Genomic DNA, 21,848 nt, shown 5'->3' with positions numbered 1-21,848 from the left:
CTGCTATATTGAATGAACATTCATTCGATATTGGATCGCGCAATGGCTCGTCCCCCCGCCAACGTACAACCCGGGCAAATCAATGAGCGGATCATTGCCGCTGCGCTGCAGCTTTTCACGCAGCGCGGTTACTTCAGCACTTCCGTTCCTGATATGGCGCGCGCTGCGCAGGTCAGCGTGGGCTCGATCTATCACCATTTCAAGGACAAGGAAGACGTGGCCCGTGCGCTTTATCTGGGCCTGGTGGAACGTTTGCAGCAGACGCTGGCCGACATTGCCCAAACGCACGCAACGGCACATGACCGCTGCCGGGCCGTCATGGCGATGCTGTTTGAATTGACCGAGTCGAATCGCGAGGCCATGGATTTCATGCTGTACGCTAAGCATCGCGAGTTCCTGCCAGACGAGCGCCCGGTGTGCTCGTCCAAGCCGTTTGAAACCATGCGGGCGTTTGCCCAGGAAGGCATGGATAACGGAGAAATTCGTCGCATGGATGTGATGGTTGCCACATCGTGCCTCTTCGGGGGCGCGATCCGGCTGATTACTGCGCGTCTTGATGGTGTACTTGCCGAGCCGCTCCCCGACAGGCTGGATGCTGTATGGGAATGTGCGTGGCGAGGCGTTGCGGCCTGATTCCGGGTCGTTTTTTTGCGTTCATTTCGAATGAACGTTCATTCAAGGAGAGTTAACATGAAATCCCTAGCTATCATGATACGTGACGATTCGTACGACAAGATACTCACGCCACTCGTTTTTGCCTACCTGGCGTCTGCGGAGCAAACCCAGGTCGACATTCTGTTTGTGAACTGGGCAGTCAAGGCGCTTACCGTCGAAGGCGCCGCAAGCTTGTGCATGGACGGGCGGCATGCCGCAGACGAAGCAATGGTGCGTGAAAACGTGGCCAAGGCGGGCTTGCCAAATGACATCTACGAAATTCTCAAGGCCCTGAAAGCATCAGGATGCGTGAATTTTTATGCCTGCAGCCTGGCCGGTGCCATCTTCGGCGTGAACGAAGGCAATTTGATTCCGGAAGCGGAAGGCATCGTCGGCGCGTCCTGGTTTCTCAACGATAAAGCCGCCAAGGCTGATCACTGCCAATACTTTTAAGGAGAACTGTCATGAGTGACATTACCGCAACCTCGACCCTCGATACGTCCGGCAAATGTTGCCCGATGCCCATTGTGGAAACCAACAAGGCCATGAAGGCACTGGGCCTGGGCGACATCCTGGAAATCATCGCCACCGACACCGGAACCCAGAAGGATATTCCGTCCTGGTGCGAACGCACCGGCCAGACCCTGCTGTCGATGACTGAAGAAAGCGGAGTGCTGCACTACCGTGTACGAAAAGACCGCTGAACCGCACGAACTGTGCTTCGGCTGCGTGTATTACCCGCCCAATCTTCCCGTGCAGAGTTATGCCGCTGAAGATTGGGCCATGCTTCAGCAGCGCGCATGTTCGTTCGAGCACACTCCCGGCGACGCGGGCTGTCAGGCAACACGCAAGACCAGTTGCAGCCTGGTCGATCTGGGCGCCTTGAACGCTTCTATCACTCATTCCAAGCCATGAACCTGCATTCCTTCCGGAGACTGAACATGACCTTCCAACGCCTATTGATTCTTTGCATGCTGGTGTTCGCCCCGCTGCTCTCTGCGCAGGCGGCCACTACCCCGATCAACGACGCCGCCGCATTGCAGGGCGTGAAGGAAGGCAAGGGTGTTTTTCTGATCGACTTCAGCGACCCGAAGAAAACTGCTTTCTACCTGGAGATCATCAGGGGCACCCATACCGGGCTGACCCGGCAGGGCGTCAAACCGGATTTCGTGATCGTCTACATCGGGCCGACCGTGCGATTTCTCAGCAGCAAGCCGGATGATGACCTGGAACTGGAACATGGCGATGCCCTCACGGCGATTGCCTCGCAGGTAAAGGCGCTGCATCAACTTGGTGTCCGGCAGGAAGTCTGCACCATTGCCACCCGGGTATACAAGGTGCCCAATGACACCGTCCTGCCTGGCCTCACGCTGGTAGGCGATGGTTTCATTTCGCTGATTGGATGGCAGACACAAGGCTACAAGCTCGTTCCTTTATTCTGATTGCCTGGGCAATGGCCGGCAGCGTGCACCGGGTCATGCAAAGCGCATTAGACGGGGGCCGTTTTTCAGATTCGGTCCGCGTAGGCTTTCGCGTGCGTGGTTTTGGCCGGACGCGGCTGGCCGTATTGATGAACTGTTTAAACAGGCAGACCTCGCCATGTACAAATCAAAGGGCGGGGACGCAATGCATTTCTTTGATCCCAAGACACATGCCCGGGTGACCGACCGTGCGGCGCTGGAGGCCGATCTTCGCGAGGCGCTGAGGCAACAGCAGTTCGCCCTTTACTACCAAGCCCAGGTGGTCGGCGAGGGCCGTCTGACCGGCGCTGAGGTACTGGTGCGCTGGCAGCACCCGCAGCGCGGCCTGATGTTGCCAGACGAATTCATCCCCTTGGCCGAGGAAACCGGATTGATCCTGCCACTGGGCCACTGGGTACTGGAAATGGCCTGTGCCCAGTTGGCGCAATGGGCCAACCAACTAGACACGGCCCATCTCACGCTGTCGGTGAATGTCAGTGCCAACCAGTTCCACCAGACCAACTTTGTGGACCAGGTGCTGAGGGTGATTGACAGTACCGGCGTGAATCCGCGCCGACTCAAGCTGGAACTGACCGAGAGCCTGCTGGTGTCCAATGTGGAAACCAGCATCGCAAAAATGAATGCGCTGAAGGCGCGCGGTGTAGGTTTCGCACTGGATGGCTTTGGCGCCGGCTATTCGTCGCTTTCCTACCTGAAACGGCTGCCCCTGGATCTACTGAAAATCGATCGCAGTTTTGTCAGGAACATCCTGATCGACTCCAACGATGCGGCCATTGCCCGGTTGGTCATTGCCCTGGCCGATAGCCTATGGCTGGCGGTCATCGCTGAGGGAGTGGAAATCGACGCGCAGAGAGACTTTCTTGCCCGCCTGGGCTGCAACGCCTATCAAGGATATCTGTTTGGACGCCCGCTGCCGCTGCATAAGTTCGAGGAGCTTTTTGAAGCGAATTTGAGCCTGGACGGGGGAAGTCTGAATGCTTGCTTTTAAGCGGTTGTATGACGCCTTTGGACACAAAACTAACGGTCAGCATCATTAGTCAAAGGTCTGCACCTGAATCCATAGCGGAAATTGTCGGCTCATATCTCCAGTGACTGCTTCGGCCGAACACCGGACCACATTAGCGACCATTACCAACGTCCGGTTGTCACCAACTTCTTCCTGTCGCGTATCCGCGGCAACACACCCCCTACCAGTCAATACTGTAATTGCAGCGCTGCAAGCCGCGCGTAGAGACCGCCCTGATTGCGCAGATTCTCCGGGGTGCCGGTTTCCACGATCCGTCCTTCTTCCAGTACAACGATACGGTCGACTTGTTGCACCGTCGCCAGACGGTGGGCGATGATCAGCGTGGTACGTCCCTGCATGGCGGCGTTGAGCCCTTGCTGCACGAGGATTTCAGATTCCGCGTCAAGGGCACTGGTGGCTTCGTCGAGCAGCAGCAGGGGCGAGCCTTTCAGGATGGCGCGCGCAATTGCAATTCGCTGGCGCTGTCCTCCGGACAGGCGGGTGCCGCGTTCGCCGAGAAAGGTCCGATACGCCTCGGGCAGACGCTCGATAAACTCGTCGGCCTGCGCGGCCCGCGACGCCTGCACGACTTCTTCATCGCTCGCCGCGGGACGACCGTACCGGATGTTATCGAGGGCGCTGGCCGAAAAGATCACCGGATCCTGCGGCACGATGGCGATGCCTTTGCGAAGATCGTGCAGGCTTAATTGACGGATGTCCTGTCCGTTGAGCCGGATGCTGCCATCCGATACGTCGTAATAGCGCAGCAGGAGCTGGAACAGGGTGGTCTTGCCGGCACCGGACGGCCCGACCAGCGCGATGCTCTCGCCCGCTGCAATTTCCAGGCTGATGTCGTCCAGCGCGCGCGTTTGCGGCCGGGCGGGATAGCTGAAGCTGACGTGTTCGAAGCTGATCGCGGCCTGCGCCGGATGCGCCGGCGGCTGCGGGCGGGGTGTCTCAAGGATGGTCGATTCGGCGTGCAGCAAATCGAGCAGGCGTTCGGTGGCACCGGCAGCGCGCATCACGTCGCCCCACACTTCCGCCATGGTTCCGACCGCGCCGGCCACCAGCGCTGCATAAAGAACGAAGGAGGCCAGCTGGCCTCCGGTCAGGGTGCCTTCGTGCACTTGACGTGCGCCGATCCACAGAACGAAGATGATCGTTCCCATCACGGCGGTGATGATCAGTGCAGTCAGCGCGGCGCGCACACGCGTGCGCCGGATTGCGGTGACGAAACTCGTTTCGGTGCGTTCGGTAAATCGCCGGGATTCCTGCTGTTCCTGCGTATAGGCCTGTACGGTGGGCATCGCGTTGAGGATTTCACCCGCCAATGCCGAGGCGTCGGCGATCTTGTCCTGGGATTCGCGCGACAGCTTTCTGACCTTGCGACCGATGGCGAGGATGGGCAGGGTCAGCAAGGCCATCAGGCCCAGGTTCAGGGAGAACAGATGGAGACTGGTTACCGCCAGCATGATCATGCCGCCGACGAACTGGAACAGGCTGCGCAAGCCCATCGAAATGGAACTGCCGACCACGGTCTGGATCAGGGTGGTGTCGCCGGTCAGCCGGGACAGCACTTCGCCCGTCTGCAAGGTTTCGAAAAATTGTGGCGACTGCGCCAATACGCGCGCATAGACGGCGCTGCGCAGATCTGCCGTTACCCGTTCGCCCACCCACGACACGGTGTAATAGCGTGTCGATACGGCAAGCGCCCAGAAGCTCGCCATGCCGAACAGGACGATGAAATGTCCGTTCAGACTCAACGCACCAAGCAGGCCAGCACCGGCCTGTTCCCGGTCGCCGAAGCCGAAATCGATGAGGTCGCGAAACGCCAGCGGCACCAGCAGGATGGTAGCGGAACCCAGGCTCAACAGGATAAAGGCCACTGCGACTCGTGCCCGGTAGGGCCGCAGAAACGGCCACAGATCGGTTAATACCGAAAGAGATCGCGGGCTTGCTGATTGGGTTGGGGTGACGGTAGCCATTCCAGATTATCGTTCATCGCGAGGCGTTCTCATGGCAGCCTGCCAGGCGACTTGAATCGGGACAGCAAAAACCTCAGCGTTTCGGAATATGCAGGGGCCGGCTGATCATCAACGAGCCGGAAACCGCGAACATCAACACGAGCGGGGGGAGTTGCCATGGACCGATGTGGATCATCCCAAACCAAAGCTGATCACCGATGGCACCGTAGCCGGCGGCGATGGCAATAACGATGACGAGAATGAGTGGGCTGGGGATAGGCGTACCCTCGAAATACTTCACCTTGTCGCTGCCTTGCGCCAGAGTTTCGGCGGTGATGTTGTAGCGGGCAAGGCGGCTCACACCGCATACTACGAAGTAGATCAGAATCAAGCGGTCCCAGAGGCCATCCATGCCGACGCCATAGTCAATCGGTGCACAGAGTGCACCCTACGGCGCCGGCCAACACCAACAAATAACGGTGAAAGAGCCAAAGGAAATAAGGAGTGCCCTGAACTTAAAGATTCTCTTTTCCGCGCGCGCCCCTCAAGTCTGCTCCCACGGCAAGCCGTCAAACCGCCAGCCGTTCTTCGTGCAGCGGTGACGCGCTTCGTCCATGTCGCCCTCGAATCCATGCAGCACGTTGTAGACCTCGGGGAATCCGTATTTTTCGAGGTAACGCCCGGCCTCGACCGAGCGCCGCCCCGAGCGGCAGATCAGCACCACCGGTCGGTTGACCGAAGCTGCCTTGCGCGAATGGCCTAGAAAATCGGGGTTGACGTCCCAGTCGGGGCCGTCCTGCCAGGCGACATGGATCGCCCCGGTGGGATGGCCGACGAACAGGTATTCGATTTCCGAGCGGCAGTCGATGAAAACCGCTTCGGGGTGCGACTGCAGGAAGGCATGGGCTTCGGCGGGTTCGAGATGTTTCATGGCAATCACCGGCTGGACTCGATATCTGCACCATAGCACCGCCGGCGAGCCTTACGCCATTCGAATATAATGCGCTATTGCCCAGCCGAATCATTACCATGTCCCGCGCCGCTCTGCTGAATTCCCTGCTCGCCCAGCGCATTCTGGTTCTCGACGGTGCGATGGGGACGATGATCCAGTCCTGCACGCTCGGCGAGGTCGATTACCGCGGCGAACGTTTTGCTGACTTTGCGTACGATGTGAAGGGCAACAACGACCTGTTGTGCCTGACGCAGCCGCACGTCATCAAGAAAATCCACGCCGAGTACCTGGCCGCGGGCGCCGACATCCTGGAGACCAACAGCTTCAACGCGACGTCGATTTCCATGGCGGACTACCACATGGAGCACCTGGTGCCGGAGCTGAACTTCGCCGCCGCGCGGCTGGCGCGCGAGGCGGCGGATGAAGCGACCGCAGCGAACCCGGCCAAGCCGCGCTTCGTCGCCGGCGTGCTCGGACCGACCTCGCGCACCGCCACCCTTTCGCCCAAGGTCAACGACCCCGGGTTCCGCAACGTCACCTTCGACCAGCTGCGCGTGGCCTATCTGGAAGCGATCGACGGCCTGGTGAAGGGCGGAGCCGACATCCTGATGGTCGAGACGATTTTCGATACGCTCAACGCCAAGGCGGCGCTGTTCGCCATCGAGGAATACTTCGAGGCCAACAACCTACGACTGCCGGTGATGATTTCCGGCACCATCACCGACGCCTCCGGCCGCACGCTCTCCGGCCAGACAGGCGAGGCGTTCTGGAATTCGGTGCGCCACGCCCGGCCGCTGTCCATCGGCCTCAACTGCGCGCTCGGCCCGGATCTGCTGCGTCAGTACGTCGAGGAACTCTCCAACAAGGCCGATGTGTTCGTCTCGGCCCACCCCAACGCCGGCCTGCCGAATGCCTTCGGCGAATACGACATGGGCGGCGACGAGATGGCGACCCACATCGGCGAATGGGCGCGCTCGGGGCTCTTGAACATCGTCGGCGGTTGTTGCGGCACTTCGCCGGCGCACATCGCTGCCATCGCCAAGGCGGTCGAAGGCGTCACGCCGCGCGTGCCGCCGGTGCTGGAACCGGCGATGCGCCTGTCCGGGCTGGAGCCGTTCAACGTCGGCAAGGACTCGCTCTTCGTCAACGTCGGTGAGCGCACCAACGTCACCGGCTCCAAGGCCTTTGCCCGGATGATCCTTGAAGGCCGCTACGACGACGCCCTGTCGGTGGCGCGCCAGCAGGTTGAAAATGGCGCGCAGATCATCGACATCAACATGGACGAGGGCATGCTCGACGCCGAGGCGGCGATGGTGCGCTTTCTGCTTCTGATCGCCTCGGAACCCGATATTTCACGGGTGCCGATCATGCTCGACTCGTCGAAGTGGAACGTGATCGAGGCCGGTCTGAAGTGCATCCAGGGCAAGGGCGTCGTCAATTCCATCTCGATGAAGGAAGGCGAGGCCGAGTTCATCGAGCGCGCGAAACTGTGCCTGCGCTACGGCGCGGCGGTAATCGTGATGGCCTTCGACGAAACCGGCCAGGCCGACACCTATGCGCGCAAGACCGAAATCTGCGCCCGCGCCTACAAGCTCTTGACCGAAACGGTCGGCTTCCCCGCCGAGGACATCATTTTCGACCCCAACATCTTCGCGGTCGCCACCGGCATCGAGGAGCACGCCAACTACGCCGTTGATTTTATTGAAGCCACCCGCTGGATCCGCCAGAACCTGCCGCACGCGCACATTTCGGGCGGGGTGTCGAACGTCAGCTTCTCGTTCCGCGGCAACGACGCGGTGCGCGAGGCGATCCACACCGCCTTCCTCTACCACGTGGTCCGGGCCGGAATGGATATGGGCATCGTCAACGCCGGCCAGCTAGGCGTTTACGAGGCGCTCGATCCCGAGTTGAAGGAGCGCGTCGAGGACGTGCTGCTAAACCGCCGGGCCGATTCGACCGAGCGGCTGGTGAGCTTTGCCGAGAACGTCAAGGGCGGGGCAAAGGAAAAAGTCGAGGACCTGGCCTGGCGCAGCCTGCCGGTGAACGAGCGGCTGAGTCATGCGCTGGTGCGCGGCATCACCCAGTACATCGTCGAGGACACCGAGGCTGCGCGCATCGAATCCGTGCGCCCGCTGCACGTGATCGAAGGGCCGCTGATGGCCGGCATGAACGTGGTCGGCGACCTCTTCGGCGCCGGCAAGATGTTCCTGCCGCAGGTGGTGAAATCCGCCCGCGTGATGAAGCAGGCGGTGGCGCACCTGCTGCCCTTCATCGAGGCCGACAAGCAGGCCGGCGACGCACAGAGCGCGGGCAAGATCGTGATGGCCACGGTGAAGGGCGACGTCCACGACATCGGCAAGAACATCGTCGGCGTGGTGCTGGGCTGCAACGGCTATGACATCGTCGACCTGGGGGTGATGGTGCCGGCGCAGAAGATTCTCGACGCCGCGCGCGAGCACAAGGCCGACATCATCGGCCTGTCCGGCCTCATCACGCCTTCGCTTGAGGAAATGGGGCATGTCGCCCGCGAAATGCAGCGCCAGGGCTTTACCATTCCGCTGCTGATCGGCGGCGCCACCACCTCGATGGCACACACCGCGGTGAAGATCGAACCGAACTACGAACACCCGGTGGTGCACGTGAAGGACGCCTCGCGTGCGGTCGGCGTCTGCACCCAGTTGCTGTCGAACGACCTGCGCGACGCCTTCGCCGCCGAGATCCGCGCGGACTATGCCGTTACGCGCGAACGCCGCCTCAAGCACAAATCGGACACCGTTCGCCTGTCCCTTGCCGAGGCGCGCGCCAACAAGTTCAAGATCGACTGGGCCCGCTACACGCCGCCGGCACCGATACAGCCCGGCGTCCACGTACTGAAAGCCTACGACCTGGCGAAACTGGTCGAAATAATCGACTGGACGCCGTTTTTCTCATCGTGGGAACTGCACGGCAAGTTCCCGAAAATCCTCGACGACGAGGTGGTCGGCGTCGAGGCGACCCAGCTCTATAACGACGCCCGGACAATGCTGCAGCAGATGATCGCGGAAAACTGGGTTGAAGCGCGCGCGGTGTTCGGCCTGTTTCCCGCCAACACGGTCAACGACGACGACATCGAGGTCTATACCGACGAATCGCGTTCCAGCGTGTTGATAACCTGGCACAACCTGCGCCAGCAGATGAAAAAGCCGGAGGGCCGCGCCAACCTGTGCCTCGCCGACTTCGTCGCGCCCAAGGCGAGCGGGCTGAAAGACTATCTGGGTGCCTTCGTCGTCACCGCCGGCATCGGCGAGGACGAGCGCGCCCTCGCCTTCAAGGCCGCGCACGACGACTACTCCGCGATCCTGTTCAAGTCGCTATGTGACCGGTTGGCCGAAGCCTTCGCCGAGCACCTGCACCTGCGGGTACGCCGCGAATTCTGGGGCTATGCCAGCGAGGAGGCGCTCAGCAATGACGAGTTGGTTGCGGAAAAATACCAGGGCATCCGCCCCGCGCCCGGCTACCCCGCCTGCCCCGAGCACAGCGAAAAAGCCGCGCTGTTCGAGGTGCTCGACGCGACGAACCAGATCGGTGTGGTGCTGACCGAAAACTTCGCCATGTGGCCGGGCGCCGCGGTGTCGGGCTTCCACCTGTCGCACCCCGACAGCCAGTACTTCGCCGTGGCCAAGATCGAGCGCGACCAGGTCGAAGACTACGCCCAGCGCAAGGGCTGGACGCTGGCGGAGGCGGAGCGCTGGCTGGCGCCGAACCTGGCTTACCAGCCATAAGCCACCCTGGATCGGCCAGTCACGGCTATCAATAAACTATCAATAAATATCAAATTGATAGTTAATGCTCTATCATTTCACTATCAATCAATATCAATTTGATAGTGAAAAATGAAAATTCCACTCTCGCCCCCACCGCTGAAGGAGTTGATTCAGGAAACAAATGCTGAAACTCTGCCACAGCTCGCCCAACTTAGGCTGGGGCCCTTGGCAAATGGGCGGTATCTACACTGGGATGATTTGCGCCACCGCACCCCACCTAACGGGCTGAGCCACAAGATATGGTGGCTAGCACTCAGCCTAGCCCGCAGCGTCAGTGCGCATACCCTGCCATTTCATGACAAACAAGGGAAAGCCTTCACCTACTCGCTACCCGAGCCCTTGTTGAAAAACCTGCACGAAATTGATCGCGGCGCGGGGCTGGTTCCAGGCGGAGAGGGCAATGCCACCCTGCACTCCGACCAAGGGCGCTACCTGTTCAGCAGCCTAATTGAGGAAGCAATCACTTCCAGCCAACTGGAGGGCGCATCCACGACCCGCCGCGTTGCCGAAGCGATGCTGCGTGAAGGGCGCAAACCCAGCACGCTGAGCGAGCGGATGATTTTCAACAATTTCGAGGCCATGCAGCGCATCCGCGAGATCTGTGGAGACACCCTCGAACCGGAGCATGTGATCGAGTTGCAGCGGGTGTTGACCGAGGGCACGATGGAACGTCCCGAGGACTGCGGGCGACTACGGACAAGCGACGATATTGAAATCGTGGCACCAAACAACGACAGACTGGTCCTGCATCGCCCCCCCCCTCACAGCGAGTTGCCAAAGCGGCTCAAAATCCTATGCGATTTTGCCAATGAATCCGTCGCCGATGACACGTTCGTACATCCGATCGTGCGCGCGATCCTGCTTCATTTCATGGTGGGGTACGACCACCCATTCGCAGACGGAAACGGTCGGACAGGTCGCGCACTGTTTTATTGGTATATGGCCAAGCAGGGATACTGGTTGATTGAGTATCTGTCCATCTCTCGCATACTGCGAAAAGCTCCCGCGCAGTATGCACGCGCTTATTTGTTAACTGAAACCGACTCTGGTGACACAACTTATTTCCTCCTGCATCAGACGGAAGTCATCCTCAGCGGATTGTCCGCGTTGCACCAATATTTACAGCAAAAGCAACAAGAGCAAGCTCAATTACATTCAAAACTCAGAACACTTCAAACGTACGAAAAGCAATTGAATCATCGTCAGACCGCATTGCTCGCCCATGCCCTCAAGCGCCCTGATGAATATTTCACCATAGAGAGCCATCAGCGTTCCCATCAGGTTGCTTATGCAACGGCGCGCGCCGACCTATTGAGTCTCGCAGCCTCAGGCTTGTTAAACGAATCCGCCCATGGGGGGCGCAAAAAAATCTTTTATCCAGCACCTGACATTCGCCAAAAGCTTGATGCCGTATAACCGTACGTTTCATCGGCCTACCAGCCTTCGATTAGCATCTTCTCCAGCCAGAACAGCCCGATCACGGTCTTGGTCTCGCAGATCTTGCCGCTGCGCAGCCAGCCCATCGCCTCGGCGAACGGCAGCCGCAGGATTTCCAGGAATTCGTCGGGGTCGCGGCCATGGTTGCCTGCCGTGAGCCCGCGCGCCAGATAGAACGCCAGCCGCTCGTCGGAATAGCCGATGCAGGGATAAATGGTGGTGACCTCGCGCCACTCGCTGGCGGTATAGCCGGTTTCCTCTTCCAGTTCGCGCCTGGCGCAGCTGAGGTCGTCCTCGCCGGGGTCGATCTTGCCCGCCGGCAGTTCGATGAAATCGCGGTGCAGCGGATAACGGTGCTGGCGTTCCAGCAGCAGGTCGCCGTTGTCGAACACCGGGATGATGACGACGGCCCCCGGATGGACGATGTATTCGCGCGTCGATTCTTTTCCATTGGGCAGGCGAACGCGGTCGCACTTGACGTGCAGCAGCCGGCCCTTGAAGACGGTTTCGCTGGCCAGTTCGGTTTCTGTGAGCGTGGTTGTTGACGCTTCAGCGTCCTTAGTGCGTGAATGTTGCTGCTTTAGCAGCTTTACATTCACGGCCTCCCCCTTGCGGGGACAACCACGGCCCACCCCTTGCGGGTGCTGGTTGGGGGTCTCGTTTTTCATAATCGACATGATACCGAGCGCACAAAAAAAATGCCGGGCTCTTGCGAACCCGGCAGAACATGGGGGGTATAACCCCCGTTGCGGAGAACTTCCTGCCTGCTGAGCAACAAACAGCAAGCCACCGAATCGTACAAAGGAAATCCAATGCTGGATATACAACTTTAGTTGTAGGCGCGAATTAACGCACTGATAAATAAAGCAATTGTTTTCACCAATCCGGTCAAAAGCCGGGGGCGATTGCCGATATCGCTGTTTTTCTCCTGGATTTCAGGTCCGTTTGAACCCATCCATGCGGGCTGCAGTGCCTTAAAAAGCCCTGATTTTTTCGCGCAAAGCGGTGTACTGGCGCCGGCTCACCATCAGGCGCTCATCCTGACCATCCAACTTCAAAAAATGGCCGTCGTCGTCGCCGGGCAATTTGCCGATTTCGCGGATGCGTACCCTGGCGACCAGGCAGTTGCGATGAATGCGCAGGAAGGCGTCGCCGAATTCGTTTTCCAGCCGGGTGAGCGATTCTTCAATCAGAAATTCGCGGGCGGCGGTGCGCACGGTGACGTATTTGAGTTCCGCCTTGAGATAAAGAATATCCGCCACCGGGATCAGCACGATGCGGCCTTTCTCGTTGACCGACAGGTGGGTGCGCGCCTTCGGATGCACTTCGCGCAGATGCTCGAGCGTCGTCGCATTCAGCCGGTGCGCCCGCGACAGGGCGCGCACCAGGCGGTCTGCACGCACCGGCTTCAGCAGGTAGTCGACGGCATTCAGATCGAACGCCTGACAGGCATAGGCATCGTAGGCGGTGCTGAAGACGATGGCGGGCGGAGCCGGCAGCCGGTTGAGATGGGCGGCACATTCGAGACCGTCCATGCCGGGCATACGGATGTCGAGCAACACCGCATCGACCGGCTGCTGCTGTGCCTGGCTCAGCGCATCCAGCCCGTTGTCGGCTTCGCCGACAATGTCGACCTGCAGCTGGCCGACGCAGTCCGCCAGCACGTCGCGCAGGCGGTGACGTGCCGGCGCCTCGTCATCGACGATGAGGACGCGCAGGGGCAGGTTGGGTGCGTTCATGGGTGTAGGGAATGACGATGTGCACCTGATAAACGGCGCCCAGCGGTTCCAACTTGAGCTGGGCGTCGAGGTCGAAATGCAGCAGCAGCCGCTCGCGGATATTCGCCAGCGCGATGCGGTTGCCCTTATGGTGGCCGGCTTCTGTGGCGAGCGGATTGCGCACCACGATGTGCACCTTGTCGGCACTGCGATAGATATTGAGGCTGATTTCGCCGCCGTCCGTCAGCGGTTCGATGCCGTGATACACCGCGTTTTCCACCAGCGGCTGGATCACCAGCGGCGGAATCAGCGCATCGCCCGGCATCTTGTTGATGTGCCAGGCCACCTGCAGCCGGTCGCCCAGGCGCAGCTGCTCCAGCTCCAGATAGGCGCGGGTGAGCGCGACCTCGTCTTCCAGCGACGCCAACTGGCGGGCATCGCCCATCAGCGCGCGGAACAGGTCGGCCATGTTTTCCAGCGCGCGCTCGGCACGGCGCGGATCGCTGCGCACCAGCGACAGCACGGCGTTGAGGCTGTTGAACAGGAAATGCGGGCGGATGCGCGCCTGCAAGGCCTGCAGGCGCGCCTCGGTAATGGCGGGCGACAGGGCGCGGGCGCGCAGGTTGAAGTAGCCGAGCAGGCCCGCGCCGAGCAGCAGCGCGAACATCGCCACGCCTGCCGGCGAAACCGGCGGCATGCCTGCCATAAGCGGGTTGAGCCACAGCGACGCCAGCAGCGGAACCGCCATGCCCAGCGCCAGCGTGAATCCCACGCCAACGGGATAAGGCCGACCGCGCAGCCAGCGCCCTGCCGCGCACAGGGCCAGCAGGGTCAGCAGCAGCGCCGGCTGCGCCAGTGCCGACAAGGCAATGAACTCCGCCCAGAACGCCTGCGCATCCGCTGCCCGCGCCACCCCCCCGGCCAGCAGCGCCGCTTCCACCGTCAGCGCGATGCGCAGGTTCACCCCGAGGTGACAGAAGTTCGGCAATTCGACCTGCCGGTTGTTATGATTCTTTCTTTTCATTCCCTGCTTTTATCCCATGAGCACGTCATCGACGCCGCCTGCAGCGTGGTCCGGCCGCTTTTCCGAGCCGGTTTCAGAAATCGTCAAACGCTACACCGCATCGATTCCCTTCGATTATCGGCTGGCCGAGTTCGATATTCAGGGTTCGCTGGCGCACGCGGCCATGTTGCACCACGTCGGCGTCCTCACCAAGGAAGATCTGGACTCGATCCGGCGCGGCATGGCCGAGCTGCTGGCCGAGATTCGCGCCGGCGGATTCGTCTGGTCGCTGGACAGGGAAGACGTCCATCTCAACATCGAAGCCGCGCTGACGGCGAAAATCGGCGACGCCGGCAAGCGGCTGCACACCGGGCGCAGCCGCAACGACCAGGTGGCGACCGATATCCGCCTGTTCCTGCGCGACGCGATCGACCGTATTCTGGCCGGGCTCCGCGCCTGCCAGACTTCGCTGGTCGACCTTGCCGAGGCGCACGCCGACACCGTGATGCCCGGCTTCACCCACCTGCAGGTGGCGCAGCCGGTGACCTTCGGTCATCACCTGCTGGCCTATTTCGAGATGCTGGCGCGCGATGCCGAACGCATGACCGACTGCCGCCGCCGCGTCAATCGCCTGCCGCTGGGCGCCGCCGCGCTGGCCGGCACCAGCTATCCGATCGACCGCCAGTTCGTCGCCGACCAGCTCGGCTTCGACGCCGTGTGCGAAAACTCGCTCGACGCCGTCTCCGACCGCGACTTCGCCATTGAATTCACCGCTGCCGCTGCGCTGGTAATGACGCACCTGTCGCGCCTGTCGGAAGAGCTGATCCTGTGGATGAGTCCGCGCTTCGGCTTCATCGACCTCGCCGACCGCTTCTGCACCGGCTCTTCCATCATGCCGCAGAAGAAAAACCCCGACGTACCCGAACTGGTGCGCGGCAAGACCGGCCGGGTCAACGGCCACCTGGTCGCTCTGCTCACGCTGATGAAGGGCCAGCCGCTGGCCTACAACAAGGACAACCAGGAAGACAAGGAGCCGCTGTTCGACACCGTCGACACGCTGACCGACACCCTGGCAATCTACGCCGACATGCTCACCGGCGTCACCGTCAAACCCGACGCGATGCGCGCCGCGGTGATGCAGGGCTTCGCCACCGCTACCGATCTGGCCGATTATCTGGTGAAGAAGGGCGCGCCTTTCCGTGATGCGCATGAAGTGGTGGCGCGCGCCGTGCGTGCGGCCGACAGCAGCGGGCGCGACCTGGCCGAACTGTCGCTCGATGAATTACAGGCCTTCAGCCCGATGATTGCGGAGGATGTCTACGCCGTGCTGACGCTGGAAGGCTCGCTCGCCGCCCGCGACCACTTCGGCGGCACCGCACCGGTGCAGGTTCGCGCGGCCATCGCGCGCGCGCGCCAGCGTATTTAAGCCGCAGGCTCGGTTCGCGCCAGCGGCGGCGCATGCTCGCGGCAGATCCGTCGCACCTCGGGGCTGCCGAGTTTTTCCTGCATGAGTCCGCAAAAATAGCTGCGCGGCCCCAGCCGCTGATTGTGGCGACAAGTCGCACAGACGCCAAAACTGCGTTTCCCACTTTGCGCCTGCACCTGCGCCAGCACCTGTCGCAACACCACCATTGCCGACGTCACCCGCGCGGAGCTGGCGGTTTGCACGATGTCGCGCCAGGCGCTGCCGGCGCTCAGCGTCTTCAACAGCGTGGTACCCCCCTCGGTCAGGATCAGCCGCACCACCCGGCCATCGCGGGGATCGGCATAACGCGACAACAGCCGCCGCCGCGCCAGCACCAGTACCGTCTGCGATACCGTGCCCTTGGTCAGCCCGAGGTATTCGGTCAGGGCCTGCGGTGTGTTGCTGAAGCGGTTGGCCTGATTCAGATAGAACAATACCTGCAGGTGCACCGGCTGCAACCCTTGCGCCGCGCCCGCCTGCCGCAGGTCGGCCCGGGTCAGCAGCGATAGCCGCTCGACCAGGTCAAACAGGGTGAGCGCCTGGCTTTTCAAGTGCGTGTCAGAAGCGAACCATGACGCCGCCCTGTGCGGCGATCAGGGCAGCGAGCTTGTCATACAGCGGCTCGCCACTCCGGGTGTCGACCCAGCCGGCGTTCTGCGGCTTGAAATGGAAGCCGCCCGAGCGTGCGGCGACCCAGATTTCGCGCGCGACGCCGTGACGATTGATGATGATCTTGCTGCCGTCGTCGAACTCGACCTCGATGATGCCATCCGCAGGCGTCTCGAAATCCAGCTCGGCGTCTTCCAGCGCCTGTTCGATGTGGGTCAGCGTTGCTGCGGCGGCCTGATTGAATTCGGCCTCGCCTGATTCGATTTGCATCATGGTGTCCCGTGCTAACATTTCGCGCATGAAACTGCGCACCCTATATATAGTGTCCTTGTTGCTGTGCGGGCTGGGCCTGACTGCCTGCGGCTCCAAGGGTGACCTGTATCTTCCCGAAAATTCCCCCGCACCGCAACGGACTTCCAATTGAACACTTTGCATCGCATCGACGGCCGCCTTTATCTGGAAGGCGTGGCGCTGGACGCGCTTGCCGAACGCTACGGCACGCCACTGTATGTCTATTCCCGGCAGGCGCTCGAATCCGCCTACCAGGCCTACGCCGAGGCGTTTGCCGCCACGCCTCATCTCATCTGCTACGCAGTCAAGGCCAATTCAAGCCTGGCGATTCTCAACCTGTTCGCCCGCCTCGGCGCCGGCTTCGACATCGTATCGGGCGGCGAATTGGCCCGCGTGCTGGCCGCCGGCGGCGACGCCAATAAAACAGTGTTCTCCGGCGTCGGCAAGACCGCGGACGAGATGCGCGCCGCGCTCGACGCCGGCATCCTCTGCTTCAACGTCGAGTCGGTCAGCGAGCTGCATCGCTTGAACCGCATCGCGGGCGAACTGGGCAAGGTCGCCCCGATTTCGTTTCGCGTCAACCCCGACGTCGACCCGAAGACGCATCCGTATATCTCTACCGGGCTCAAGGAAAACAAGTTCGGCGTGCCGATTGCCGACGCCCCTGCGCTCTATCGTCTGGCCGCCAGCCTGCCGAACCTGAAGACCACCGGCATCGACTGTCACATCGGCTCACAGCTCACCGACCTGTCGCCGCTGGTTGATGCCGCCGACCGCGTGCTCGCGCTGGTCGACACGCTGGCGGCCGAGGGTATCGCGCTGCAGCACATCGACCTCGGCGGCGGCATCGGCATCCGCTACCACGACGAAACACCGCCCGACCTCGCCGCCTACGGCCGCACGCTGGCGGCCCGCTTTGCCGGGCGCCGCGAGAAGCTGCTGCTGGAACCGGGCCGCTCGCTGGTCGGCAACGCAGGCCTGCTGCTCACCCGGGTCGAGTATCTGAAGCCGGGCGAAGACAAGAATTTCGCCATCGTCGACGCGGCGATGAATGACCTGATGCGCCCCGCCCTGTACGAGGCGTATCACGACATCGTCGCCGTCAACCAACGGCAAACGACGAAAAAATGTTACGACATCGTCGGCCCGATCTGCGAAACCGGTGATTTTCTTGGCTTTGCGCGCGATCTCGCGATCGAGGAAGGCGACCTGCTGGCGCTGCTTTCGGCGGGCGCCTACGGCATGAGCATGGCGTCGAACTACAATTCGCGTCCACGAGCGGCCGAAACCATGATCGACAGAAATGAAATTCATCTCATCCGCGAACGTGAAACCCAGTCCGGCCTGATGACTGGAGAACGGCTTGTTGATTGACTTTCATTGGCAAAGCCCAGGCGCCAATATTCCGTCTTTTTAGTATCGAACCGATACATTTTGCTTGGCTGCGACAGTTTCAATCGAATTGTTTTCGTGGAGACTTGACTATTCGTTGTACCTCCCGAAAAAGTAACTAGAATGAGGCTCACCAAGCGGAGCCTCGGTATCACCCGTGCTTAGCGGGTTTCGGGCAAGCCGGTCGCCTGTCGGTACCACGCTTTGGAAGTGCAAATTCTGACTGCACGTGGCTTCAAGCTGTAGTGACTAGTGAATGTGTTCAACTTCTAAGGAGTGTCAAATGGCAATAGCAAAAAAACCCGCCGCCAAACCGGTGGCCAAGAAGGCCGCAGTCAAATCCGCTGCCAAACCCACCATCAAAAAGGCAGTCGCCAAGCCCGTAGCCAAGAAGGCCGCTCCGGCTAAAAAGGCAGTCGCCGCCAAAAAACCGGTAGCCAAGAAGGCCGCTCCGGCTAAAAAGGCAGTCGCCGCCAAAAAACCGGTAGCCAAGAAGGCCGCTCCGGCTAAAAAGGCAGTCGCCGCCAAAAAACCGGCAGCCAAGAAGGCCGCTCCGGCTAAAAAGGCAGTCGCCGCCAAAAAACCGGTAGCCAAGAAAGCCGCTCCGGCTAAAAAGGCAGTCGCCGCCAAAAAACCGGTAGCCAAGAAGGCCGCTCCGGCTAAAAAGGCAGTCGCCGCCAAAAAACCGGTAGCCAAGAAGGCCGCTCCGGCCAAAAAGGCAGTCGCCGCCAAAAAACCGGTAGCCAAGAAGGCCGCTCCGGCCAAAAAGGCAGTCGCCGCCAAAAAACCGGTAGCCAAGAAAGCCGCTCCGGCCAAAAAGGCAGTCGCCGCCAAAAAACCGGCGGCCAAGAAAGCCGCTCCGGCCAAGCCGGCCGCCAAAAAGGCTGCCCCCAAACCCGCCCCGGCCAAGCCGGCTGCACCCGCAGCCGCGCCTTCTCCCGCTCCGGCAGTTTCGGTCATCAAGCCTTTCGGGCTCTAACAGGTCGGGCACTGCCCAATCTGAAACGGGGGCCTGGCCCCCGTTTTTTATTGCTGCGGCCGTGAGACAAGGCCTATGCCGCCAATCTCGAACAGCCGGATTACCACCGCCGCGATGATTCTGGGCGCGGTGCCGCTCGCGCTCGCCCATTGGCTGGGTTATCGTCGGCGGCCTGCTGCTCGGCACCCTGCTGACACGCGGCCGCAGTGCCACCTTCGGCACGACCCAGCCGCTCGCGTCCCTCCCCCAGGAATGACGAATTCACCCACGGTTTTGACGAGGCTTCATCAAAGCCGTGTCGGCGCCGCGTCATCAAGCCGTCAAACCCGCCTGATTTAATGCGGTTTTCCACGCCATCGGACGAGCCGTGAGGCTGGCATGAACCCTGCTGAACACCTTGCAGAGACAACGCAAGGAAAGACCTACATGATCGAACTTGAGCCCGGTAACACCCTGGAAATCAGTTTGAAAGAAGATGCTCAGGGTCGCGGCCGCGTGGAGCTTACGCTCCAGGCACACGGGTATTCGCTCAACCTCACCCCGCATCAGGCACGGGTGCTGGCGACCGAGCTCATCATGGCGGTCAACCGCGCCGAAGTGCGCGTCAACCTCAAGCACAACCAGAATGTGACGCGCGGCGCCCAGCCGATCGAGCAAAGGCGCGGCCTTTTCAGTCAGGCTTTCGCCAAATAAGTTTTAGGCCAGTCGAAGCCGACTGGCCCTGGGTAGCGGGCAGCCTGGCTGGACTACCCATAAGAAGCCCCGGATTGTCGGGGGCCCGCCATCCGTGATACGGTGGCACTAGGCGCGATGGATTCGTCCTCGCGCCTTTTTATTTCCACTATTTCGCAGGAACCCGCATGGCCGTCATCGAACTCACCCAGGACAACTTCGAATCCACCATCAAGGGCAACGACATCGTCGTCGTCGACTTCTGGGCGCCGTGGTGCGGCCCCTGCCGTGGCTTTGCGCCGATTTTCGAAGCGGCATCCGAGAAGCATGCCGACATCGTCTTCGCCAAGGTCAACACCGAAGCCGAACAGGATCTGGCCGGCTATTTCCAGATCCGCTCCATTCCCACGCTGATGGTGTTCCGCGAACAGGTCATTCTTTTCTCCGAAGCCGGCTCGCTGCCCGCCAACGCACTCGATTCGCTGATCGATCAAATAATGGGGCTGGACATGGCGCAGGTCCACAAGGACATCGCCGAGCAGCAGGCACAGGGCCCACAGGACCAGGCTTGATTGGCCTTGTCAGGCTCTCAATAGCTGCCGCAGCAGCGGCAGCGTGATCGGGCGCCGCGTTTCGAGACTAAAACGGTCCAGCGCCTCCAGCACCCGCAACAGGCTCTGCATGTCGCGCGCGGTGTGATTCAGCAGATAGTCCACCACCTGGGGCTCCAATCGAAACCCCAGGGTTTCGGCGTGCTGCGCCAGTGCGGCACGCTTTTCGGCGTCGTCCAGGGCCTGCATCTGGAACACCAGTCCCCAGCCCAGGCGGGTCTGCAATTCCGGCATTAGCGGCAGTTCGGCCGGCGCCACGCTGCCCGCGGCCAGCCACAACCCACCTGCTTCGCGCACCCGGTTGAACGCGGCAAAACCGGCGTGTTGCTGTACCGCACTCCATGACTCCACCTGATCCGCGATCACCGCCTGCGCGGCCTGCTGTCCGCTGAAATCGACCGTCATCCCGTTCGTCCGGCAGGCATGCGCCCAGGCGGCCAGCAGATAACTCTTGCCGCTGCCCGGCGCGCCCCACAGATAGACCATGCGCTCGACCGCGCTGCCGTCGAGCATGGCTGCAAGCTGCGCCATCAACTCGATATTGCGCCCCGCCACAAAGCGGGTAAGTTCAGGCTGGGCGGGGGGACGGATATCGAGAAGGAGCTGCTGCATGGGGCGCTAGGATAAGGCAAAAGCCCCGGCCCACTCCAGAAAAACCCTGGCGCCGCCAGGTGAAAACGCCTGCCGCGCAGCGCTATACTTGAAAACCTTTCATCTATCGATCCCAAGTCGTCCCCATGAGCCTTGCCTTTCCCGTTCCGGTCAAACCCGTGATCCAGCCGCCGCCGATGGTGGAGGAAGTGCTCGACGACGCCGAGCGCGCGACGCTGAAAGCGCGCATCAAGACACTGATGAAACAGCAGGATGCGGTGCTGGTTGCGCATTACTACACCTCGGCCGACCTGCAGGATCTGGCCGAGGAAACCGGTGGCTGCGTGTCGGATTCGCTGGAGATGGCGCGCTTCGGCCACGCCCATCCGGCGAAGACGCTGATCGTCGCCGGCGTCAAGTTTATGGGCGAAACCGCCAAGATCCTCAACCCGGAAAAGCGCGTCCTCATGCCTGACCTTGGCGCCGAGTGCTCGCTCGACCTGGCCTGCCCGACGGACGAATTCGCCGCCTTTTGCGACGCCCACCCGGACCGGATCTCGGTCGTCTACGCCAATACCAGCGCGGCGGTCAAGGCGCGTGCCGACTGGGTCGTCACCTCCGGCATCGCCGCCAGGATCGTCAAATACCTGCACCGGCAAGGCCACAAACTGCTGTGGGCGCCAGACCGCCATCTGGGTGAGTACGTACAGCGCATCAGCGGTGCCGACATGCTGCTGTGGCAGGGCTCGTGCGTGGTGCACGAGGCGTTCAAGGCCGAGGCGCTGAAGAAGCTGCGCGCCGAGCACCCCCATGCAGCGGTGCTGGTTCACCCCGAATCGCCGCAATCGGTGATCGCGCTGGCCGACGTGGTCGGTTCGACCACGCAATTGATCGAGGCGGTTCGTACCCTGCCCAATCCGGAATTCATCGTCGCTACCGACAACGGCATTTTCCACAAGATGCACGCCGCCGCACCCGGCAAGCTCCTGCTGGAAGCGCCGACCGCGGGCGAGGGCGCCACCTGTGTTTCCTGCGCACACTGCCCGTGGATGGCGATGAACGGCCTGAGAAAACTCGCCGCCGTGCTGGAAAACGGCGACAACGAAATCCATATCGAGGAATCCATCCGCGTTAAAGCCGCCGTATCGATCCAGCGCATGCTGGATTTTGCAGCGGCCGAAAAAACCGGGCAGATCCAGCTCGGCGACTGAACCGAGCGT

General features: G+C 61.4%; 24 protein-coding genes. 15 read left to right on the top strand and 9 right to left on the bottom strand.

What is annotated here, in order from left to right:
- The first annotated feature begins 12 nt into the window (after positions 1-12).
- From ACZ41T_RS11060 to ACZ41T_RS11035, 6 genes are all read left to right on the top strand, one after another.
- Entirely contained in the window at positions 13-633 is a 621-nt protein-coding gene (locus tag ACZ41T_RS11060; protein WP_464921448.1) for a TetR/AcrR family transcriptional regulator, read from the top strand.
- A 30-nt stretch (positions 634-663) separates the two neighbouring features.
- On the top strand, positions 664-1,107 hold the full coding sequence (locus tag ACZ41T_RS11055; protein WP_464921447.1) for a DsrE family protein: 444 nt from the start codon (positions 664-666) through the stop codon (positions 1,105-1,107).
- An 11-nt stretch (positions 1,108-1,118) separates the two neighbouring features.
- On the top strand, positions 1,119-1,358 hold the full coding sequence (locus ACZ41T_RS11050) for a sulfurtransferase TusA family protein (RefSeq protein WP_464921446.1): 240 nt from the start codon (positions 1,119-1,121) through the stop codon (positions 1,356-1,358).
- Positions 1,339-1,569 carry a hypothetical protein gene (locus tag ACZ41T_RS11045; protein WP_464921445.1) on the top strand — a complete coding sequence of 77 codons (231 nt, stop codon included), beginning with the start codon at positions 1,339-1,341 and terminating at the stop codon, positions 1,567-1,569. The genes ACZ41T_RS11050 and ACZ41T_RS11045 overlap by 20 nt, the downstream gene beginning before the upstream one ends.
- Positions 1,570-1,595: 26 nt before the next feature.
- A complete protein-coding gene (locus ACZ41T_RS11040) occupies positions 1,596-2,096 on the top strand; it encodes a DsrE family protein (RefSeq protein WP_464921444.1) in 501 nt (166 codons plus the stop codon).
- Between the two features lie 157 nt (positions 2,097-2,253).
- Positions 2,254-3,123: a putative bifunctional diguanylate cyclase/phosphodiesterase gene (locus ACZ41T_RS11035; protein WP_464921443.1), complete on the top strand. Its 870-nt coding sequence runs from the start codon at positions 2,254-2,256 to the stop codon at positions 3,121-3,123.
- 206 nt (positions 3,124-3,329) lie between these two features.
- Here ACZ41T_RS11035 and ACZ41T_RS11030 read toward each other — a convergent pair whose 3' ends face one another.
- From ACZ41T_RS11030 to ACZ41T_RS11020, 3 genes are all read right to left on the bottom strand, one after another.
- On the bottom strand, positions 3,330-5,126 hold the full coding sequence (locus tag ACZ41T_RS11030) for an ABC transporter transmembrane domain-containing protein (protein ID WP_464921442.1): 1,797 nt from the start codon (positions 5,124-5,126) through the stop codon (positions 3,330-3,332).
- A gap of 73 nt (positions 5,127-5,199) precedes the next feature.
- The gene (locus ACZ41T_RS11025) at positions 5,200-5,517 is read right to left on the bottom strand and encodes a hypothetical protein (protein ID WP_464921441.1); all 318 of its coding nucleotides are present in this window, start codon (positions 5,515-5,517) and stop codon (positions 5,200-5,202) included.
- Between the two features lie 132 nt (positions 5,518-5,649).
- Positions 5,650-6,036, bottom strand: a complete 387-nt coding sequence (locus tag ACZ41T_RS11020; RefSeq protein WP_464921440.1) for a rhodanese-like domain-containing protein — start codon at positions 6,034-6,036, stop codon at positions 5,650-5,652.
- 98 nt (positions 6,037-6,134) lie between these two features.
- Between ACZ41T_RS11020 and metH the strand changes: the two genes are divergently transcribed.
- A complete protein-coding gene (metH, locus tag ACZ41T_RS11015; RefSeq protein WP_464921439.1) occupies positions 6,135-9,818 on the top strand; it encodes a methionine synthase in 3,684 nt (1,227 codons plus the stop codon).
- A gap of 111 nt (positions 9,819-9,929) precedes the next feature.
- Positions 9,930-11,276, top strand: coding sequence for a Fic family protein (locus ACZ41T_RS11010; protein ID WP_464921438.1), 1,347 nt, complete (start codon positions 9,930-9,932; stop codon positions 11,274-11,276).
- A gap of 17 nt (positions 11,277-11,293) precedes the next feature.
- Here the strand turns inward: ACZ41T_RS11010 and ACZ41T_RS11005 are convergent, their stop codons facing one another.
- The 3 genes from ACZ41T_RS11005 to ACZ41T_RS10995 all read right to left on the bottom strand — a co-directional run bounded on the left by ACZ41T_RS11005 (position 11,294) and on the right by ACZ41T_RS10995 (position 14,039).
- Positions 11,294-11,884, bottom strand: a complete 591-nt coding sequence (locus tag ACZ41T_RS11005; protein WP_464923962.1) for an NUDIX domain-containing protein — start codon at positions 11,882-11,884, stop codon at positions 11,294-11,296.
- Between the two features lie 387 nt (positions 11,885-12,271).
- Positions 12,272-13,036 carry a LytR/AlgR family response regulator transcription factor gene (locus ACZ41T_RS11000; protein WP_464921437.1) on the bottom strand — a complete coding sequence of 255 codons (765 nt, stop codon included), beginning with the start codon at positions 13,034-13,036 and terminating at the stop codon, positions 12,272-12,274.
- A complete protein-coding gene (locus ACZ41T_RS10995; RefSeq protein WP_464921436.1) occupies positions 12,993-14,039 on the bottom strand; it encodes a sensor histidine kinase in 1,047 nt (348 codons plus the stop codon). Before ACZ41T_RS10995 ends, ACZ41T_RS11000 begins: the two co-directional genes overlap by 44 nt.
- A 16-nt stretch (positions 14,040-14,055) precedes the next feature.
- On the opposite strand from ACZ41T_RS10995, the gene argH reads away from it, so the two are divergent.
- Positions 14,056-15,444, top strand: coding sequence for an argininosuccinate lyase (argH, locus tag ACZ41T_RS10990; protein WP_464921435.1), 1,389 nt, complete (start codon positions 14,056-14,058; stop codon positions 15,442-15,444).
- On the opposite strand, the gene ACZ41T_RS10985 is transcribed toward argH, so the two are convergent.
- Together ACZ41T_RS10985 and cyaY are read right to left on the bottom strand one after the other, a co-directional pair.
- Positions 15,441-16,034, bottom strand: coding sequence for a MarR family winged helix-turn-helix transcriptional regulator (locus ACZ41T_RS10985; RefSeq protein ID WP_464921434.1), 594 nt, complete (start codon positions 16,032-16,034; stop codon positions 15,441-15,443). The two genes, argH and ACZ41T_RS10985, sit on opposite strands and share 4 nt — an antisense overlap.
- 7 nt (positions 16,035-16,041) lie before the next feature.
- A complete protein-coding gene (cyaY, locus tag ACZ41T_RS10980) occupies positions 16,042-16,362 on the bottom strand; it encodes an iron donor protein CyaY (protein WP_464921433.1) in 321 nt (106 codons plus the stop codon).
- 1 nt (position 16,363) lies between these two features.
- On the opposite strand from cyaY, the gene lptM reads away from it, so the two are divergent.
- From lptM to trxA, 5 genes are all read left to right on the top strand, one after another.
- Positions 16,364-16,516 (top strand): LPS translocon maturation chaperone LptM, encoded by a 153-nt coding sequence (lptM, locus tag ACZ41T_RS10975; protein ID WP_464921432.1) that lies wholly within the window; start codon positions 16,364-16,366, stop codon positions 16,514-16,516.
- Positions 16,513-17,757, top strand: coding sequence for a diaminopimelate decarboxylase (gene lysA, locus ACZ41T_RS10970; protein WP_464921431.1), 1,245 nt, complete (start codon positions 16,513-16,515; stop codon positions 17,755-17,757). Before lptM ends, lysA begins: the two co-directional genes overlap by 4 nt.
- A gap of 301 nt (positions 17,758-18,058) precedes the next feature.
- The gene (locus ACZ41T_RS10965; protein ID WP_464921430.1) at positions 18,059-18,754 is read left to right on the top strand and encodes a hypothetical protein; all 696 of its coding nucleotides are present in this window, start codon (positions 18,059-18,061) and stop codon (positions 18,752-18,754) included.
- A 426-nt stretch (positions 18,755-19,180) separates the two neighbouring features.
- Complete coding sequence (locus ACZ41T_RS10960; RefSeq protein ID WP_464921429.1) at positions 19,181-19,447, top strand: hypothetical protein; 267 nt, start codon at positions 19,181-19,183, stop codon at positions 19,445-19,447.
- Between the two features lie 167 nt (positions 19,448-19,614).
- Positions 19,615-19,998, top strand: coding sequence for a thioredoxin (trxA, locus tag ACZ41T_RS10955; protein ID WP_464921428.1), 384 nt, complete (start codon positions 19,615-19,617; stop codon positions 19,996-19,998).
- A gap of 9 nt (positions 19,999-20,007) precedes the next feature.
- Here trxA and hda read toward each other — a convergent pair whose 3' ends face one another.
- Positions 20,008-20,649 (bottom strand): DnaA regulatory inactivator Hda, encoded by a 642-nt coding sequence (gene hda / locus ACZ41T_RS10950; protein WP_464921427.1) that lies wholly within the window; start codon positions 20,647-20,649, stop codon positions 20,008-20,010.
- Between the two features lie 125 nt (positions 20,650-20,774).
- Between hda and nadA the strand changes: the two genes are divergently transcribed.
- Positions 20,775-21,839: a quinolinate synthase NadA gene (gene nadA / locus ACZ41T_RS10945; protein WP_464921426.1), complete on the top strand. Its 1,065-nt coding sequence runs from the start codon at positions 20,775-20,777 to the stop codon at positions 21,837-21,839.
- The last annotated feature ends 9 nt before the right edge of the window (positions 21,840-21,848 follow it).

This window comes from Thiobacillus thiophilus, assembly GCF_055378705.1.
This window is presented reverse-complemented; position numbering and strand designations above follow the sequence as displayed.

Coding starts and splice junctions, on each gene's coding strand:
- ACZ41T_RS11060 (WP_464921448.1), top strand. CDS start 13: ATGAACATTCATTCGATATTGGATCGCGCAATGGCTCGTCCCCCCGCC.
- ACZ41T_RS11055 (WP_464921447.1), top strand. CDS start 664: ATGAACGTTCATTCAAGGAGAGTTAACATGAAATCCCTAGCTATCATG.
- ACZ41T_RS11050 (WP_464921446.1), top strand. CDS start 1,119: ATGAGTGACATTACCGCAACCTCGACCCTCGATACGTCCGGCAAATGT.
- ACZ41T_RS11040 (WP_464921444.1), top strand. CDS start 1,596: ATGACCTTCCAACGCCTATTGATTCTTTGCATGCTGGTGTTCGCCCCG.
- ACZ41T_RS11035 (WP_464921443.1), top strand. CDS start 2,254: ATGTACAAATCAAAGGGCGGGGACGCAATGCATTTCTTTGATCCCAAG.
- ACZ41T_RS11030 (WP_464921442.1), bottom strand. CDS start 5,126: ATGGCTACCGTCACCCCAACCCAATCAGCAAGCCCGCGATCTCTTTCG.
- ACZ41T_RS11025 (WP_464921441.1), bottom strand. CDS start 5,517: ATGGATGGCCTCTGGGACCGCTTGATTCTGATCTACTTCGTAGTATGC.
- ACZ41T_RS11020 (WP_464921440.1), bottom strand. CDS start 6,036: ATGAAACATCTCGAACCCGCCGAAGCCCATGCCTTCCTGCAGTCGCAC.
- metH (WP_464921439.1), top strand. CDS start 6,135: ATGTCCCGCGCCGCTCTGCTGAATTCCCTGCTCGCCCAGCGCATTCTG.
- ACZ41T_RS11010 (WP_464921438.1), top strand. CDS start 9,930: ATGAAAATTCCACTCTCGCCCCCACCGCTGAAGGAGTTGATTCAGGAA.
- ACZ41T_RS11000 (WP_464921437.1), bottom strand. CDS start 13,036: ATGAACGCACCCAACCTGCCCCTGCGCGTCCTCATCGTCGATGACGAG.
- ACZ41T_RS10995 (WP_464921436.1), bottom strand. CDS start 14,039: ATGAAAAGAAAGAATCATAACAACCGGCAGGTCGAATTGCCGAACTTC.
- argH (WP_464921435.1), top strand. CDS start 14,056: ATGAGCACGTCATCGACGCCGCCTGCAGCGTGGTCCGGCCGCTTTTCC.
- cyaY (WP_464921433.1), bottom strand. CDS start 16,362: ATGCAAATCGAATCAGGCGAGGCCGAATTCAATCAGGCCGCCGCAGCA.
- lptM (WP_464921432.1), top strand. CDS start 16,364: ATGGTGTCCCGTGCTAACATTTCGCGCATGAAACTGCGCACCCTATAT.
- ACZ41T_RS10965 (WP_464921430.1), top strand. CDS start 18,059: ATGGCAATAGCAAAAAAACCCGCCGCCAAACCGGTGGCCAAGAAGGCC.
- ACZ41T_RS10960 (WP_464921429.1), top strand. CDS start 19,181: ATGATCGAACTTGAGCCCGGTAACACCCTGGAAATCAGTTTGAAAGAA.
- trxA (WP_464921428.1), top strand. CDS start 19,615: ATGGCCGTCATCGAACTCACCCAGGACAACTTCGAATCCACCATCAAG.
- hda (WP_464921427.1), bottom strand. CDS start 20,649: ATGCAGCAGCTCCTTCTCGATATCCGTCCCCCCGCCCAGCCTGAACTT.
- nadA (WP_464921426.1), top strand. CDS start 20,775: ATGAGCCTTGCCTTTCCCGTTCCGGTCAAACCCGTGATCCAGCCGCCG.